Annotated in this window: 16 protein-coding genes; 4 read left to right on the top strand and 12 right to left on the bottom strand. The window is 58.4% G+C overall.

The window, feature by feature from the left end:
* Positions 1 to 77: 77 nt before the first annotated feature.
* Both CKW37_RS05590 and CKW37_RS05585 read left to right on the top strand, forming a co-directional pair.
* Positions 78 to 671 (top strand): phosphoheptose isomerase, encoded by a 594-nt coding sequence (locus CKW37_RS05590; RefSeq protein ID WP_095154645.1) that lies wholly within the window; start codon positions 78 to 80, stop codon positions 669 to 671.
* Positions 668 to 1246, top strand: coding sequence for a BON domain-containing protein (locus CKW37_RS05585; protein ID WP_095154643.1), 579 nt, complete (start codon positions 668 to 670; stop codon positions 1244 to 1246). Before CKW37_RS05590 ends, CKW37_RS05585 begins: the two co-directional genes overlap by 4 nt.
* A gap of 47 nt (positions 1247 to 1293) precedes the next feature.
* Here CKW37_RS05585 and CKW37_RS05580 read toward each other — a convergent pair whose 3' ends face one another.
* The 7 genes from CKW37_RS05580 to rplM form a co-directional block, all read right to left on the bottom strand.
* Positions 1294 to 1710, bottom strand: coding sequence for a ClpXP protease specificity-enhancing factor (locus CKW37_RS05580; RefSeq protein WP_095154641.1), 417 nt, complete (start codon positions 1708 to 1710; stop codon positions 1294 to 1296).
* Between the two features lie 10 nt (positions 1711 to 1720).
* Positions 1721 to 2344 carry a glutathione S-transferase N-terminal domain-containing protein gene (locus tag CKW37_RS05575; protein ID WP_095154639.1) on the bottom strand — a complete coding sequence of 208 codons (624 nt, stop codon included), beginning with the start codon at positions 2342 to 2344 and terminating at the stop codon, positions 1721 to 1723.
* A 119-nt stretch (positions 2345 to 2463) separates the two neighbouring features.
* A complete protein-coding gene (locus CKW37_RS05570; RefSeq protein WP_095154637.1) occupies positions 2464 to 3246 on the bottom strand; it encodes a cytochrome c1 in 783 nt (260 codons plus the stop codon).
* Positions 3246 to 4457 carry a cytochrome bc complex cytochrome b subunit gene (locus CKW37_RS05565; protein ID WP_095154635.1) on the bottom strand — a complete coding sequence of 404 codons (1212 nt, stop codon included), beginning with the start codon at positions 4455 to 4457 and terminating at the stop codon, positions 3246 to 3248. Before CKW37_RS05565 ends, CKW37_RS05570 begins: the two co-directional genes overlap by 1 nt.
* On the bottom strand, positions 4457 to 5050 hold the full coding sequence (petA, locus tag CKW37_RS05560; protein ID WP_095154633.1) for a ubiquinol-cytochrome c reductase iron-sulfur subunit: 594 nt from the start codon (positions 5048 to 5050) through the stop codon (positions 4457 to 4459). The genes CKW37_RS05565 and petA overlap by 1 nt, the downstream gene beginning before the upstream one ends.
* Positions 5051 to 5312: 262 nt before the next feature.
* Entirely contained in the window at positions 5313 to 5705 is a 393-nt protein-coding gene (gene rpsI, locus CKW37_RS05555; protein WP_095154631.1) for a 30S ribosomal protein S9, read from the bottom strand.
* 14 nt (positions 5706 to 5719) lie between these two features.
* Positions 5720 to 6148: a 50S ribosomal protein L13 gene (gene rplM, locus CKW37_RS05550; protein WP_095154629.1), complete on the bottom strand. Its 429-nt coding sequence runs from the start codon at positions 6146 to 6148 to the stop codon at positions 5720 to 5722.
* Between the two features lie 491 nt (positions 6149 to 6639).
* Between rplM and CKW37_RS05545 the strand changes: the two genes are divergently transcribed.
* On the top strand, positions 6640 to 7536 hold the full coding sequence (locus CKW37_RS05545; RefSeq protein WP_175652472.1) for a GlxA family transcriptional regulator: 897 nt from the start codon (positions 6640 to 6642) through the stop codon (positions 7534 to 7536).
* Between the two features lie 77 nt (positions 7537 to 7613).
* Here CKW37_RS05545 and zapE read toward each other — a convergent pair whose 3' ends face one another.
* The 3 genes from zapE to CKW37_RS05530 all read right to left on the bottom strand — a co-directional run bounded on the left by zapE (position 7614) and on the right by CKW37_RS05530 (position 10800).
* The gene (zapE, locus tag CKW37_RS05540) at positions 7614 to 8708 is read right to left on the bottom strand and encodes a cell division protein ZapE (protein WP_095154627.1); all 1095 of its coding nucleotides are present in this window, start codon (positions 8706 to 8708) and stop codon (positions 7614 to 7616) included.
* Positions 8709 to 8789: 81 nt separating this feature from the next.
* Complete coding sequence (locus tag CKW37_RS05535) at positions 8790 to 10139, bottom strand: tryptophan--tRNA ligase (protein WP_095154626.1); 1350 nt, start codon at positions 10137 to 10139, stop codon at positions 8790 to 8792.
* A 25-nt stretch (positions 10140 to 10164) separates the two neighbouring features.
* A complete protein-coding gene (locus tag CKW37_RS05530; RefSeq protein ID WP_095154624.1) occupies positions 10165 to 10800 on the bottom strand; it encodes an alpha/beta hydrolase in 636 nt (211 codons plus the stop codon).
* Positions 10801 to 10941: 141 nt separating this feature from the next.
* Between CKW37_RS05530 and CKW37_RS05525 the strand changes: the two genes are divergently transcribed.
* Positions 10942 to 11379: a YhcB family protein gene (locus CKW37_RS05525; RefSeq protein ID WP_095154622.1), complete on the top strand. Its 438-nt coding sequence runs from the start codon at positions 10942 to 10944 to the stop codon at positions 11377 to 11379.
* A 57-nt stretch (positions 11380 to 11436) separates the two neighbouring features.
* Here CKW37_RS05525 and CKW37_RS05520 read toward each other — a convergent pair whose 3' ends face one another.
* Together CKW37_RS05520 and CKW37_RS32335 are read right to left on the bottom strand one after the other, a co-directional pair.
* Positions 11437 to 13821 carry a calcium-binding protein gene (locus tag CKW37_RS05520; protein WP_305885281.1) on the bottom strand — a complete coding sequence of 795 codons (2385 nt, stop codon included), beginning with the start codon at positions 13819 to 13821 and terminating at the stop codon, positions 11437 to 11439.
* The gene (locus CKW37_RS32335; protein ID WP_143501912.1) at positions 13821 to 14588 is read right to left on the bottom strand and encodes a hypothetical protein; all 768 of its coding nucleotides are present in this window, start codon (positions 14586 to 14588) and stop codon (positions 13821 to 13823) included. Before CKW37_RS32335 ends, CKW37_RS05520 begins: the two co-directional genes overlap by 1 nt.
* Positions 14589 to 14723: the final 135 nt, after the last annotated feature.

Here is a 14723-nt window from a genome sequence, read left to right as displayed (position 1 = left end):
TTGCTTCGCGGGCTGCACAGTCATGTGCCGGGAGCCTCTCAATCCCCGCCCGGCCAGCCCCATTTAAGGTCACACTGATGGACATGCAATCCCGAATTCGCCAGCTCTTCCAGGCCAGCATCAACACCAAGCAACAGGCCATGGAAGTCCTTGCACCCCACATTGAGCAAGCCAGCCAGATCATGGTCAATGCCTTGCTGAACGAGGGCAAGATGCTCGCTTGCGGCAATGGCGGATCGGCCGGCGACGCACAGCACTTTTCCTCCGAGCTGCTCAACCGCTTCGAGCGCGAGCGCCCGAGCCTGCCGGCCATCGCCTTGACCACCGACAGCTCGACCATCACCTCGATCGCAAACGACTACAGCTACAACGAAATATTCTCCAAGCAGATCCGCGCGCTCGGGCAGCCGGGCGACGTACTGCTGGCCATTTCCACCAGCGGCAACTCGGCGAACATAATTCAGGCGATCCAGGCCGCACATGATCGCGAAATGATTGTCGTAGCTTTGACCGGACGCGATGGCGGTGGAATGGCTTCGCTATTGCTGCCTGAAGACGTCGAAATCCGCGTACCGGCCAACGTCACCGCACGTATCCAGGAAGTCCACCTGCTGGCGATCCACTGCCTCTGCGACCTGATCGACAGCCAACTGTTCGGGAGTGAAGAATGACCCCAAATCGCCTCGGCCTGATGGCCCTGACCCTGTGCCTGAGCCTGACCGGCTGCAGCTCGGTGATCAATGCCAGCCGTGAGTCTCCGATCGAGGACGACCGCGGCACCCGCACCCTCGGCAGCAAAATCGACGACTCACTGATCGAAACCAAGGTGGCGGTCAACGTCGCCAAGGCCAGCCCTGACCTGGACCAGAACTCACACATCGTCGTCAGCAGCTTCAACGGCGTCGTCCTGCTCGCCGGCCAGACACCCCGTGCCGACCTGAAGAGCTTGGCCGAACAGGCCGCGAGTCAGGTGCAGAAGGTCAAGAAGGTGCACAACGAGTTGCAGGTGCTACAGCCCTCCTCCCTGCTCGCCCGCAACAACGACGCCTGGCTGACCACCAAGATCAAGACCCAGATGCTTACCGACGCCAGTATTCCTGGCTCGCGGATCAAGATCATCACCGAGAACGGCATCGTTTACCTGCTGGGCCTGCTGACCCAGGCGGAAGCCGGCCGTGCCACCAACCTGGTCCAGGGTGTGTCCGGCGTGCAGAAGATCGTCAAGCTGTTCGAATACATCGACTGAACAACGAACGCTCTGCAGCAAAAAGGCGACCCTAAGGTCGCCTTTTTTCATTTCACTACTTTCAGACTTGGCCGACCACTCGGGCGAGGCGGCTGTCCACCGTCCGGCGGACCGTCGTCATCCGGCTCGACATCATCTTCATCATCAATCACCGGCGGCTCCAGCTCGAAGACCATGCCTTGGCCGTTCTCACGAGCATAGATTCCGAGAATGGCACTGATGGGCACGAACAAGCTGTGCGCAACACCACCAAACCGGCCTTCGAAACTCACCGCGTCATTGTCCATGTGCAAGCTGCGCACAGCACTGGGCGATACGTTCAGAACAATCTGACCGTCGCTGGCGAAACCTTGGGGAACCTGGACGGCCGGGTATTCGGCATTCACCAGGATGTGAGGCGTGCAATCGTTGTCCACGATCCACTCATACAGTGCACGCACCAGGTAGGGGCGACTGGAGTTCATCAACAGCTCCTTAAAGCTTGCGCATTTCTCGTTCTGTAGAGGACAGGCTTGCCTGGAAAGCTTCGCGGGCAAACTGCCGCTCCATATAGTCCAGCAACGGCTTGGCCTGCCGTGGCAGCTCGATACCCAGTATCGGCAAACGCCACAGTATGGGCAGTAGACAGCAATCCACCAGACTTTGATCCTCACTCAGGAAACATGGCTTGTCCCCGAATAGCGGGGACACACCCGTGAGGCTCTCGCGCAACTCCTTGCGCGCCTGGACGCGGGCCGCATCCTTGCTGCGAGCATCGAGGATCAGGTCCACCAGCGAGCACCAGTCACGCTGGATACGGTGAATCAACAACCGGCTGTTCGCCCTCGCTACCGGATACACCGGCAACAGCGGCGGATGGGGATAACGCTCATCGAGGTATTCCATTACGACCGTCGATTCGTACAACGCCAGATCGCGATCGACCAGGGTCGGCAGCGTGCCGTACGGATTGGCCTCAAGCAGTTTGGCCGGCTGATTTCCCGCCGCGACGTTGATGATTTCGACGCTGACACCCTTCTCGGCGAGAACGATGCGCACCCGATGAGAATAGTGATCAGCGGGGTCGGAGTAGCAGGCTAACCGGTTGGTCACGCCCATATGGGTCCTCCTCGCGTGTTGGAATAATAAAGATACAAATGCAAACGCGCCCTGCGGCCACCTCCGTATTCCGGAGGCGCCCCAGGGCGCGCGTTCAACTACCAGAAATTACTGCGTGATCAGTGCACGTCCTTCCAGTATTCGCGCTTGAGCAGGTAGGCGAATACGAAGAAGAAGGCCAGGTACAGCAGCACGTAAGTACCGATGCGCTGACTTTCCAGTTTGACCGGGTTGGCCGAATAGGCCAGGAAGGTCACCAGGTTCTTGACCTTCTCGTCGAACTGCTCGTCGGTCAGGGTACCGGATTTCGGCACGATGGTCAGCTGATCACATGCTTCATGGGTCAGAGGAGCACCGGTCAGCGGGTCGAATTGCTTCTTGCCTTCGACGACGGTCTGGATCTGCTTGCAACCCACGACCTGACGACCCTGCAGACCAACCAGCACGTTCGGCATGCCGACGTTCGGGAAGATCTTGTTGTTCACACCCCATGGGCGCGATGGATCTTCGTAGAACGCCCGCAGGTAGCTGTACAGCCAGTCAGTACCACGAACACGGGCAACCAGGGTCAGGTCGGGCGGCGCCGCACCGAACCAGGTCTTCGCGTCGTTCGGCTGCATGCCGACATTCATGTGATCACCGATCTTGGCACCGGTGAGGACCAGCTTCTCGAGCATGATCTCATGCGGAATGCCGAGGTCATCAGCAACACGCTCATAGCGCTGGAACTTGGCGCTGTGGCAACCCATGCAATAGTTGGCAAAGGTACGGGCACCGTCCTGCATGGCGGCCTTGTCGGTCAGGTCGATATTGACCTTGTCCAGTTCGACTTCATGCCCACCGGCAGCGAAGGTCAGGGTCGGCATCACTGCCAGCATCAATACTGCAAATAGCTTTTTCATCAGCCAGTCACCCTTTCCGGAACCGGTTTGGTCTTCTCAAGCCTGGTGTAGAACGGCATCAGAATGAAGTAGGCGAAATACAGGAAGGTACATACCTGCGACAACAGCGTACGGCCCGGGGTTGGTGCCAGCACACCCAGCACACCCAGAATCACGAAGGAGATGCAGAACACCAGCAGCCACACTTTGCTCAGCCAGCCTTTGTAGCGCATGGAGCGAACCGGACTGCGGTCCAGCCAGGGCAGGACGAACAGCACCGCGATCGCAGCACCCATGGCAATGACACCCATGAGCTTGTCTGGAATCGCCCGCAAAATTGCGTAGAACGGCGTGAAGTACCAAACCGGCGCAATGTGCTCAGGCGTCTTGAAGGCGTTGGCCTGTTCGAAGTTCGGTTTCTCCAGGAAGTAACCGCCCATTTCCGGGAAGAAGAACACCACGGCACAGAACACGAACAGGAAGACCACAACACCGGCGATGTCTTTCACGGTGTAGTAAGGGTGGAATGGAATGCCGTCCAGCGGAATGCCGTTCTCGTCTTTTTTCTTCTTGATGTCGACACCATCAGGGTTGTTCGAACCCACTTCGTGCAACGCCAGGATGTGCAGAACCACCAGGCCGAGGATCACGATTGGCAGTGCGATCACGTGCAGCGCAAAGAAGCGGTTCAGGGTAATGCCCGAAATCAGGTAGTCACCGCGGATCCACTGCGTCAGGTCATCGCCGATCACAGGGATGGCACCGAACAGCGAGATGATCACCTGGGCACCCCAGTAGGACATCTGGCCCCAAGGCAGCAGGTAACCCATGAAGGCTTCCGCCATCAGCGCCAGGTAGATCAGCATGCCGAAGATCCACACCAGCTCGCGTGGCTTCTGGTAGGAACCGTACAGCAGGCCGCGGAACATGTGCAGGTAGACGACGATGAAGAACGCCGACGCACCGGTAGAGTGCAGGTAGCGCAGGATCCAGCCGTACTCGACGTCACGCATGATGTATTCGACCGAGGCGAACGCCTCTTCGGCCGAAGGGGTAAAGCTCATGGTCAGCCAGACACCGGTAACGATCTGGTTGACCAGGACCAGCAGCGCCAGGGAGCCGAAGAAATACAGGAAGTTGAAGTTCTTCGGAGCGTAATACTTGCTCAGATGGTCTTCCCACATCTTGGTGGCGGGGAAGCGGGCGTCAACCCATTCCATGAACTTACTCATCACGCTTTCTCCTGATCGATGCCGACGATGATGATCTCATCCGACTCGTACGAATGCGGTGGCACCGGTAGATTGAGCGGCGCAGGCTGGGACTTGTAGACGCGGCCGGCGAGGTCGTAGTGAGAACCGTGGCATGGGCAGAAATAGCCACCCACCCATTTGGGCCCGAGGTCGACGGGCGCCACTTCCGGACGGAAAGTCGGCGAGCAGCCCAAGTGGGTGCACAGGCCAACCAGCACGAGGATCTCCGGCTTGATCGAGCGGTTCGATGGGTCAACGTAAGTCGGCTGGACCGACGCCTTGGACTCCGGATCGGAAAGGTCGCCAGTGATCTTCTTGAGGTTACCGAGGATCTCTTCAGTGCGACGGACAATGAAAACCGGCTGGCCACGCCATTCGGCCACCAACTGCTGCCCAGGCTCCACCTTGGCAATATTGACCTTCACCGGTGCACCGGCAGCTTTCGCCTTGGCACTGGGGAACCATGACCCTACGAACGGGACCGCAGCCCCCACCGCTCCTGCTGCACCCACTACAGACGTGGCTGCTACCAGGAAGCGACGCCGGCCTGCGTTGACGCCGTCATTGCTCATTCAGTCCTCTCCCATCAGCTTTGTGGCCTGTTGAAACAGGCATCTACTAAGTAACTTCCGAACCGCTAAAAATTTGCCGCATGGTAAAGAAAAGACCCATGCCTGACAAGGTTATTACCCTGGCCAAAGGCCTGCATCCCGTGCTGGCCTTGACCTGCGTCTATGCGGCAAGTTGTCACACGGATGATCAACCCCCATTATTCAAGACATAAAAAAAGCCCGGTTCCACCTGGAACCGGGCTTTTTTTGAAACTCGGGCGAATTAACGCTTCGAGTACTGTGGACGCTTACGTGCTTTACGCAGACCCACTTTCTTACGCTCGACTTCACGAGCGTCGCGGGTAACGAAGCCAGCACGGCGCAGAGCGCCACGCAGGGACTCGTCGTAGTCCATCAGAGCGCGAGTGATACCGTGACGGATAGCACCGGCTTGACCGCTGACACCACCACCGATAACGGTGACGTAGATGTCGAACTTCTGGGTGGTTTCAGTCAGTTCCAGCGGCTGGCGAACGACCATGCGCGCGGTTTCACGACCGAAGAACACGTCCAGAGAACGGTTGTTGATGGAGATGTTGCCAGTGCCCGGACGCAGGAAAACGCGTGCGGTTGCAGTCTTGCGACGGCCAGTGCCGTAATTTTGAGTCGCCGACATAATGAACTATTCCGTTAAATCTTCAGTTCTTGGGGCTGCTGAGCAGTATGAGGGTGAGCAGCGCCCGCATAGACTTTCAGCTTACGGTACATGTCACGACCCAGCGGGTTCTTAGGCAGCATGCCTTTGACCGCGGTCTCGATCACACGCTCAGGGGCCTTGGCAATCAGCTTCTCGAAGCTGATTTCCTTGATGCCGCCCGGGAAACCGGAGTGGGAGTAGTACATTTTGTCCGAACTCTTGGCACCAGTAACACGTACCTGCTCGGCGTTGATTACGACGATGTAGTCGCCGGTGTCAACGTGAGGGGTGTATTCAGGTTTGTGCTTGCCACGCAGACGGCTCGCGATTTCAGTGGCCAGACGACCCAGGGTCTGACCAGCAGCATCAACGACGAACCACTCGCGTTTTACTGTTTCCGGTTTAGCAGTAAAAGTTTTCATTCTTTATAAGCCTCAGGGGCCGCCCTGCGAAAATAAGACGGCAAATCTTACTGAATAGTGCTTACTTTGACAAGGTCAAAGGCAGCCGCATACGAACGCTATCGGGGGCTCGGGTCAGCGCGTCCAATATACGGCAGGGATTCCGTTCGACGGCGGGGCATCACTTCCACCGAAGAAAGAGCAGCAGGATTATCCAGATTACCGGGAAAATATCAACCTGATTTTGCGGAAACCGCGCTCTGGCGAGCGATTCCCAGGCCTTTGCCTGCGCCCTGGGCAATGTTTGAAGAACGTGTACACAACACAGGGACGCGAGACTGGACACAATCGCCAAAAAATAAGACGATCCAGCCGGTGATTGACCACTCTCCCCTATAAGAATAAAGAACATGATGTTTACCCAACCCAACGCGCCCCTGCGCCGCGTCAGCATCCTGGCCATCGACAAAGTCTTCGCTTCGACCCTGATGCAGGCCAAGGACTTTTTCCATCTGGCCAGCCTGCGCTACGCCAAGCAACTGGGCCTGAGTCTCCAACCCATGTTCGAGACCCGCCTGGTGAGCCCTGACGGCGAGCCGGTCAACAGCTTCAGCGACGTCCAGGTGCCGGTCGACGGCGGCCTGGAAGAAGCCGACGTGATCATCCTTCCCGCCTTCTGGGAGGATTTCTCCTCGCTCTGCGAGCGTTACCCCCAGATTCTGCCCTGGCTACGCGAGCAGCATGCCCGTGGAGCAGTGCTCTGTGGCGAGGCCAGCGGCGTGTTCTGGCTGGCCGAAGCCGGCCTGCTGGATGGCAAGGAAGCAACCACCTACTGGCGCTTCTTCAACCAGTTCGCCGAGCGCTTCCCCAAGGTCCAGCTGAATCAGGACAAGCACCTGACCGACGCCGACAATCTCTACTGCGCCGCAGGCACCACATCGGCCTGCGACCTCTATATCTACTTGATCGAGCGTTTCTGCGGCGCCAATGTCGCCCAGGCCGTTGCCCGCGACATCCTCTATGAAGTGCAACGCAACTACACCCCGGGCCGCATGGGCTTCGGCGGGCAGAAGTTGCATCAGGACGTGATCATCCTGCAGATCCAGCACTGGCTCGAAGAGCACTTCGCCGACAAGTTCCGCTTTGAGGATGTAGCCCGCAACCACGGCATGAGCATCCGCAACTTCATGCGCCGGTTCCAGAGCGCCACGGGCGACAAGCCGCTGCACTACCTGCAACGGCTGCGGATCGAAACGGCAAAAGGGTTGCTGTCCGGCACACGCAAGAGCATCAAGACCATCAGCTACGAAGTCGGCTACGACGATGCCAGCTTCTTCGCACGACTCTTCAGGCAGCACACCGCGCTGTCGCCGAATCAGTATCGGCAGCAGTTCATGCAGGAAGCTTGACGGCAGTTGAAAGCGGCAAGCGGCAAGCTACAAGAAGAGCGCGCGCTCGACTTGTCGCTTACCGCTAGTAGCTGCTTTTAAGGCTTGTGCGCGCGAGCCAGGAATTCGTGGGATTGCATTTCCAGCAGGCGGCTCAGGGTGCGCTGGAATTCGAACGTCAGGCGTCCGCCGGTGTACAGGTCCTTCAATTCCACTTCCGCCGAGATGATCAGCTTGACGTTGCGGTCATAGAATTCGTCGACCATGTTGATGAAGCGCCGCGCGATATCGTCGGTCGCCACACCCATCTGCTCCACACCGCTCAACAACACCGCATGGAAGATCTTGCCCAGCTCGATGTAGTCGTTCTGGCTGCGCGGGCCGTCGCACAGTTCGCGGAATTCGAACCAGGCCACGTCGTCGCAGGTGCGCAGAGCGCGGATTTCGCGGTTTTCGATGATCAGCACATCGTTTTCCACTGCCTGGGTGCATTCCGGCGTCAGCGCGCGGAAGCTCTTGCGCAGGCTTTCGTGGGCAGCTTCGTCCAGCGGGAAGTGGAACAGTTCGGCCTGTTCCAGGTGGCGCAGACGATAGTCCACGCCGCTGTCGACGTTGACGATCTCGGTGTTCTGCTTGATCAGGGCGATAGCCGGGAGGAAGCGCGCCCGCTGCAGGCCATCCTTGTACAGACCGTCCGGAACGATGTTGGAGGTGGCCACCAGGGTCACGCCGTTCTTGAACAGCTCTTCCATCAGTGTGCCAAGGATCATGGCGTCGGTGATGTCGGAGACGAAGAATTCATCGAAGCAGATGACCCGCGCTTCGTCGGAGAAACGCTTGGCAATCAGGGTCAGCGGGTTCTTCTCACCCTTGAGCCCTTTCATTTCCTCGTGGACCCGCTTCATGAAGCGGTGGAAGTGCGTGCGGGACTTTTCCTTGAATGGCAGCGCTTCAAAGAAGGTGTCGACCAGATAAGTCTTGCCCCGGCCAACGCCACCCCAGAAGTACAAGCCCTTGACCGGCACCTGCTCTTTCTTGCCGAACAGTTTGCCGAACACGCCCGGCTTGCTGTTCTGCGCCGCGATCAAATCGTCGTACAGGCGCTGCAAATGGCGCACTGCCGTTTCCTGGGCCGCGTCATGGAAGAAATCGGGACGTTTCAGATCTGCTTGATATCGTTCTAGGGGCGTCATAATTCGTTAGCAAGGCAACAAAAGCGGGCCGTCACTGTAGCGACGGCCCCGGGTAATGGCAATCAGACTTCCGATAAGCCGTCAGTCCTGTTGAGGCGCCAGCGCCGCGCGCAGAGCTTCGATGGCGCTGTCACGGGCCGCGGCATCGTCGAACTGCGGGCCATCGGCCACGCTCTCGCCTTCCAGCCACAGGCTGAAGCCCAAACCTTCCTCACGGACGTCCAGCGCCTGACCTTGCTGCAGTTGCTTGGTCACGGCACCGGCGGTCTTGCCATCGGCGAAGCTGCGGGAAAGCAGCAGTTGCTCGCCATCAGCGCCCAGCAGGCGGAAGCGGAAGCTGCCGTCTTCATCACGGAAGCTGACGAAACGCGCGGCTTTCGCGGCCTTTTTCTTCACTTCGGCCGGGCCCTGATCGAGGGCGCGGAACGAGCGCAGGCCCACCGCTTCACGCAGTTGCTCGAGGAACGGGGTCGCGACCTTGCGGGCTTTCTGCGCGCCGGCCAGGAGGATGTCCTCCAGGTCCGCCGGGCGGGTAATCAGTTGGTGGTAACGCTCGCGGGCTTCGCCCAGTTGACCGTCGAGCAACTGGAACAGTTGCTGCTTGGCATCGCCCCAGCCCAGGCCCTGCAGCAGCTCGCTGCGGAAGGCGTCGGCCTGTGCTGGCGTGGAGAAGGCTTGATAGAGGGTGAACAGGTGCGAATTGTCCGGATCCTTCGCCTCACCCGGCGCGCGGGAGTCGGTGACGATGCGGGAGATCGCGTCCTTCATGTCCTTCGCGCTGCTGAACAGCGGGATGGTGTTGTCGTAGCTCTTGGACATCTTGCGACCGTCCAGGCCCGGCAGGGTCGCCACGCTTTCCTCGATCGCCGCTTCCGGCAGGACGAAGAAGTCCTTGCCCTGGCCGAACAGGTGGTTGAAGCGCTGGCCGATATCCCGGGCCATTTCCACGTGCTGGATCTGGTCACGGCCCACCGGCACCTTGTGCGCGTTGAACATCAGGATGTCCGCAGCCATCAGCACCGGATAGCTGTACAGGCCCATGCTCACGCCGGCATCCGGGTCTTCGCCGTTTTCCAGGTTCTTGTCCACCGACGCCTTGTAGGCATGCGCGCGGTTGAGCAGGCCCTTGGCAGCGACACAGGTCAGCAGCCAGGTCAGCTCGGGAATCTCGGGAATGTCGGACTGGCGATAGAAGGTCACCTTCTCGGGGTCCAGGCCACCGGCCAGCCAGGTCGCGGCGATTTCCAGACGCGAGCGCTGGATGCGCTGCGGGTCATCGCATTTGATCAGGGCGTGGTAGTCGGCGAGGAAGTAGAACGAGTCGGCACCCGGCTGCTGGCTGGCGAGGATCGCCGGGCGGATGGCACCGGCGTAGTTGCCCAGGTGCGGGGTGCCGGTGGTAGTGATACCGGTGAGAATGCGCGTAGTCATGGGTTATCGCTTATTCAGGCTTGGCTCAGTTCGAAAGACGCGGCAGCACCAGATCCTTGAGGTCGGTCAGCTTGCCATGAAAAAAGTGTCCGCATTCTGCCACTTTCAGCAGCTCATGGGGACGCGGCAGTTCAGCGGACCAGTCGTAGACGACGCGAGGCTCGATCACTTCGTCGGCGTCCGGCTGGATGACGGTCAGCGGGCAGTGCTGCGGGATCGCATGGCTGTCTCCCAGGCGCATCACCGCGGGTGCGATCATGAACAACTGCTTCAGCGCTGCACCTTCGGCCTCCAGACGGCCGCCGAGCGCAGCGGCGACGAAACCGCCGAAGGAGAAACCGAGCAGTGTCAACGACAAGTCCGGGTGCTTTTCCCGCAGCCAGGCGGCGGCGGCCTGGGCATCATCCACTTCACCGCTGCTCATGTCGTGGCTGCCCTCGCTGGCACCAACGCCACGATAATTGAAGCGCAGGGTGATCAGCCCGGCGTCCCGCGCGGTACGCTGCAGCGTCGAAACCACCTTGTTCAGCATGGTTCCGCCCTGGACCGGATTGGGGTGGCAGATCAGCACCGCGCCAGGGGCGTCGGCCGCCTCCTGATAAAGCGCTTCCAGTTGGCCGACCGGGCCGTCGATGAATACGGGGGTTTCGCGGGTAAGCAAGGAATTAAACTCCGTGACCCCGGCAAGGGTCGACTCGTCTAGCTGAATGATTCTGTTCTGAGATATTTGCGATGCTTCGCGGTATACAGCGCAGGTCCGAGCCGTTAACGTAAAGCAAAGCCGTTTATAGAGGAAGGACTCGTGGAACTCTCGCTCTTAGTTTGGTTGTTGCCGACCCTGGCCCTGGCAGTGGGTGTCGTCGTTGGTTTCCTGGTTGCCCGCCTTCTGCCCAATGCCGCACCGAGCAGCACCCAGCGGCAGTTGGACGATATCCAGGAACGCTTCGACAGCTACCAGAATGAAGTGGTGACCCACTTCAACAGCACCGCGGCTCTGGTCAAGAAACTTACCCAAAGCTACCAGGAAGTGCAGGATCACCTGGCCGATGGCGCCAACCGCCTGGCACTGGATGAACTGACCCGTCAGCGCCTGCTGGCTGCCCTGCACTCCGACGCGCCACAAGGTCCGCGTGATCGCCTGACTCCGCCAAAGGACACCGAAGTCCCGCGTGACTACGCGCCCAAAGCGCCGAATACACCGGGCATGCTCGACGAGCATTACGGACTCAAGCGCAACTGACCCCCGAAGCCCCGCACCCGCGGGGCTTTTTATTAGGCCCGTTATTCGACACGCCCGTCAGGCACTGACCGCGAGCGTCGGTTGCCACGCCAACGCCTGATCTCCCCTTGGGAAGAACCCTGCCGAAGACGGCGGTGCAAATGCCGCCATCGAGTCGATTAGGTTTCCGATGTCGGGGTACTGGTCGTGACTGCCGTGCAGAGAGACCAGATTGACCCCACCCGCGCCGTCAATCTGCGCATTACCTCGACCAGCTTCGATCACATCGTCGGCGGGACCGCCCTGGATCCGGTCCATCCCTCCTCCGGCGTAAATGATGCTTCCGGCGTCCGAGGCGAAAATCGTGTCCCCGAGCGGGCCCGCATAGATCACCGACTTGCCGCTGCCGCCGATGATGGTATTGCGGCCCGCTCCTCCAGCCAGCACATCATTCCCCGCGCCGCCGATCAGAGTGGAATCACCTGCCCCGCCCTTGATGAAAACGCCGCGACCACCGCCACTGGCGATGATGTCCTTGCCGCGACCGCCCTGCGCGATGGTCAACCCCGCTTCGGCCATGTTCAACCCGACACCCTGATCGCCGACGATCAGCACCGTGTCCCGTCCACCATTGCCCTTGATGTTGCGCTGATCATCGCTGGCGCTGATGACAAAGACATCGTCGCCCGCACCACCCACATAGGTATTGCTGCCCTGCCCACCCACCAGCCAACTGCCCGCTACCGAAGCCTTGAGCACATCATCGCCGCTGCCGCCGTACAGGTTGTCCACACCCAGGGCCGAAGCATCCAGAGTTTCGCCCATGCTGCTCTGCCCGACGAATGCTCGCCTGGTGATCCCTTGCGCCGTCGAGACCAGCGTGCTGCCGCCAGCTAGGGAAATGATCTGGTTGCTGACCGTATCGGAAAGAAAGTTGACCGCGAGCACCTCTCGCTCAACACCCTGAATGGAAAAGGTGCTCCGCGCGATCACCTGATTACCGTGGCGCAGTTCTCCCACCGGGCTGACTTGATCGACCCTGATTGCGCTGATGCCCAGCTCATCCGGTGTCTTGAGTTCGCCAGCGTCGGCGCGTCCATCCTGGCTGCTATCCACCCAGACGCGCAGCTGGCTCCAGATCGGGTCCTGGGAATTGATCGCGCCGTCTGCATTACTGTCCTCACTGGCGAGCGCCGCGAAAGCGTCCTTATGCGGCCTCTCGCCTGGCGCACCGTCGGCGCCGGCCCGCCCCGCGTAGTACTCGGAAAACAACTGGCTGATATTGCTAACGCCGCTGCCGTCATCGCGTACCAGCATGCCCGTTTGCGGGTCAGCCCACCCTGTACGCCGCAATAAGCCGCTGTTGTCAGCATCGAACAGCACGCCGTCACTGAGAGGAGTCATACCGGCGCCCAGGCCGGTGAGGTCCAGCAGCAACGGGTCGACGAACGTGTTCACCGTTGTCAGTGCCGCGAGCCCGTTGAGCGATGCTGCATTGCGCAGGCTGAAATCTGTAGGGCCGTCTTCCTTGCCATCCTTGTAGAACCGGGAAAGATAAGCAGCCGGCTGCACATTGGGGTCTGGCTGCAGCTCACCGGGACGAATACCGCCCGTGGCAAGGCTGCCCATCTGCACGGAGGTGAAATCGGTTTTATCCAGCGTGCCGTCGTTGAAGGCAATGCTGTGGGTCCCGCGCCTGTCGACGAAACCGTTGGAGACGTCGTCGCGGATGCGGTCTTCGTCGAGGATTTGTTGTTGGGGTTGAGGGGAGGGAGTGATCTGGATGTTGAGAGCGTCGCTTTGCGGGGCGCCGGGACCGTCGGAGAAGACGCCTTTGATGGATTTCGCCCATTCGGTGAAAACCGTATCAGCAAGCTCTGCCACGCCTGAAGGGGAGTCGAAGCGGGAGAGAAATTTTCCAGCCTTTTGGCTTTGTTCTGGAGGGGCTATGGCCACGGCCAACGCCATAAATCCATAGGTTTTGGCGGTTATCCCTAATTCCTTTACTCCATCGCCTGCGGAATCAAGCACAGTAGTCCAATATGCATTTTTTCCCTCTTCAGTCAGAACATCGAGCACCGCGTGTAGTGTCCAGGCTTCATGAGGAAGACCGACACCTTCAAAAGTTTCATTGTGAAGTATTGTCGCACCCTTATAATCTATATCCCTATCGACAACGCCGCCCTCCATATTGGCAATTCGATTATCTAGATAACCCGCCCCCATATTAAACATTATCTTTGATATACCGATATCATCCAATGGCGCGCCTGCATCTTTCGCCACTGACTTCATATAGCTAAGCGCGGCAACCCCTGCGATAGAGTCGACCATCACCACACCGTTCGCAAGAACTGCGTAACGGTCACCCTGAGCAGCCAGATAGTCATACATCGCAGCCGGGCCTTCACTATGGAGAAGCGCCCTAGCACTTTCAATATCTTGCATAGTCAACTTAGCCATCATTCACTCCCAATCAAGCCATCATTAAAAAACAACGTTGAAGACTCAACAAACTCTCGCCATAATTTTATTTTTTCAGGTGGAAAGCGAACTTCCGACAAAGCCTCAAGCTCCGAAATCATAAATCTTGCTTCGCATGTAGAATTTCTTTGTTGCATCAACAACCAACGACAGGAAATAACATACTCTATCTGTCCATCTTGCCCTCCCCAGTAAAAATCCGAATAACTATTACGCGATGTATTGTTGTAGCCTCTTACATGATGCAAACCTAAGTCATCTCGGTATTCAGCACTGTTACGCTGATCAGGTGTCAAAAATCTAAGGGCTACTTCCGAAACTCGGGACATGCCTTTGAATATAGGTAGCACGGGCACAATCGTGACGGTCAACCCTTTAAAATCCGAAGAACCACCAACAATAAGACTTACCGGTTTCATCTCCGGCCAAGACATCATCATTGTTAGTGATCTCAAGTTCGCACCGCACCCCTTTTTATTGTGGATAAATCCGGGCTCCCATGAGCTTTTCCCTTCATACTCCGGCCAATATTTCACATACGCCTTGGGATACCTGAGCACATACCCGGAAATTTTTCCGCACGTATAGGGATCATAAAAAACTGGAACAACGGGAGGGCTAACAGCCCACTCAAAAATCAGCTTAAGAAATAGAAGTCCCCACAAAAAAACCAACGACACCGCTAAAAACCTGAGCAACTTCCATACAAATTTAAATGCAGAAACCCCCCAACCCCGAATAAACACCTCGCACCCCTCCAGGCCTGACACTCGTTAATTGTGGATTATTTTCATCGAACTCACCGCATCCCCAAACTCTCCCGCACATGCCGCTGCAACAGACTCAAAAAAATGACTGAGCACCTTGCGCCTATCCGTTAT

The sequence above is a fragment of the Pseudomonas sp. Irchel 3E13 genome (genome assembly GCF_900187455.1).
GTDB lineage: Bacteria > Pseudomonadota > Gammaproteobacteria > Pseudomonadales > Pseudomonadaceae > Aquipseudomonas.
Note: the sequence above shows the minus strand (reverse complement) of the source record. Positions and strands in the feature narration are given on the sequence as shown.

Bases quoted from the DNA above. Each gene is read 5' to 3' on its own strand.
- CKW37_RS05590 (WP_095154645.1), top strand. From the start codon at position 78: ATGGACATGCAATCCCGAATTCGCCAGCTCTTCCAGGCCAGCATCAAC.
- CKW37_RS05585 (WP_095154643.1), top strand. From the start codon at position 668: ATGACCCCAAATCGCCTCGGCCTGATGGCCCTGACCCTGTGCCTGAGC.
- CKW37_RS05580 (WP_095154641.1), bottom strand. From the start codon at position 1,710: ATGAACTCCAGTCGCCCCTACCTGGTGCGTGCACTGTATGAGTGGATC.
- CKW37_RS05575 (WP_095154639.1), bottom strand. From the start codon at position 2,344: ATGGGCGTGACCAACCGGTTAGCCTGCTACTCCGACCCCGCTGATCAC.
- CKW37_RS05570 (WP_095154637.1), bottom strand. From the start codon at position 3,246: ATGAAAAAGCTATTTGCAGTATTGATGCTGGCAGTGATGCCGACCCTG.
- CKW37_RS05565 (WP_095154635.1), bottom strand. From the start codon at position 4,457: ATGAGTAAGTTCATGGAATGGGTTGACGCCCGCTTCCCCGCCACCAAG.
- petA (WP_095154633.1), bottom strand. From the start codon at position 5,050: ATGAGCAATGACGGCGTCAACGCAGGCCGGCGTCGCTTCCTGGTAGCA.
- rpsI (WP_095154631.1), bottom strand. From the start codon at position 5,705: ATGTCGGCGACTCAAAATTACGGCACTGGCCGTCGCAAGACTGCAACC.
- rplM (WP_095154629.1), bottom strand. From the start codon at position 6,148: ATGAAAACTTTTACTGCTAAACCGGAAACAGTAAAACGCGAGTGGTTC.
- zapE (WP_095154627.1), bottom strand. From the start codon at position 8,708: ATGACGCCCCTAGAACGATATCAAGCAGATCTGAAACGTCCCGATTTC.
- CKW37_RS05535 (WP_095154626.1), bottom strand. From the start codon at position 10,139: ATGACTACGCGCATTCTCACCGGTATCACTACCACCGGCACCCCGCAC.
- CKW37_RS05520 (WP_305885281.1), bottom strand. From the start codon at position 13,821: ATGGCTAAGTTGACTATGCAAGATATTGAAAGTGCTAGGGCGCTTCTC.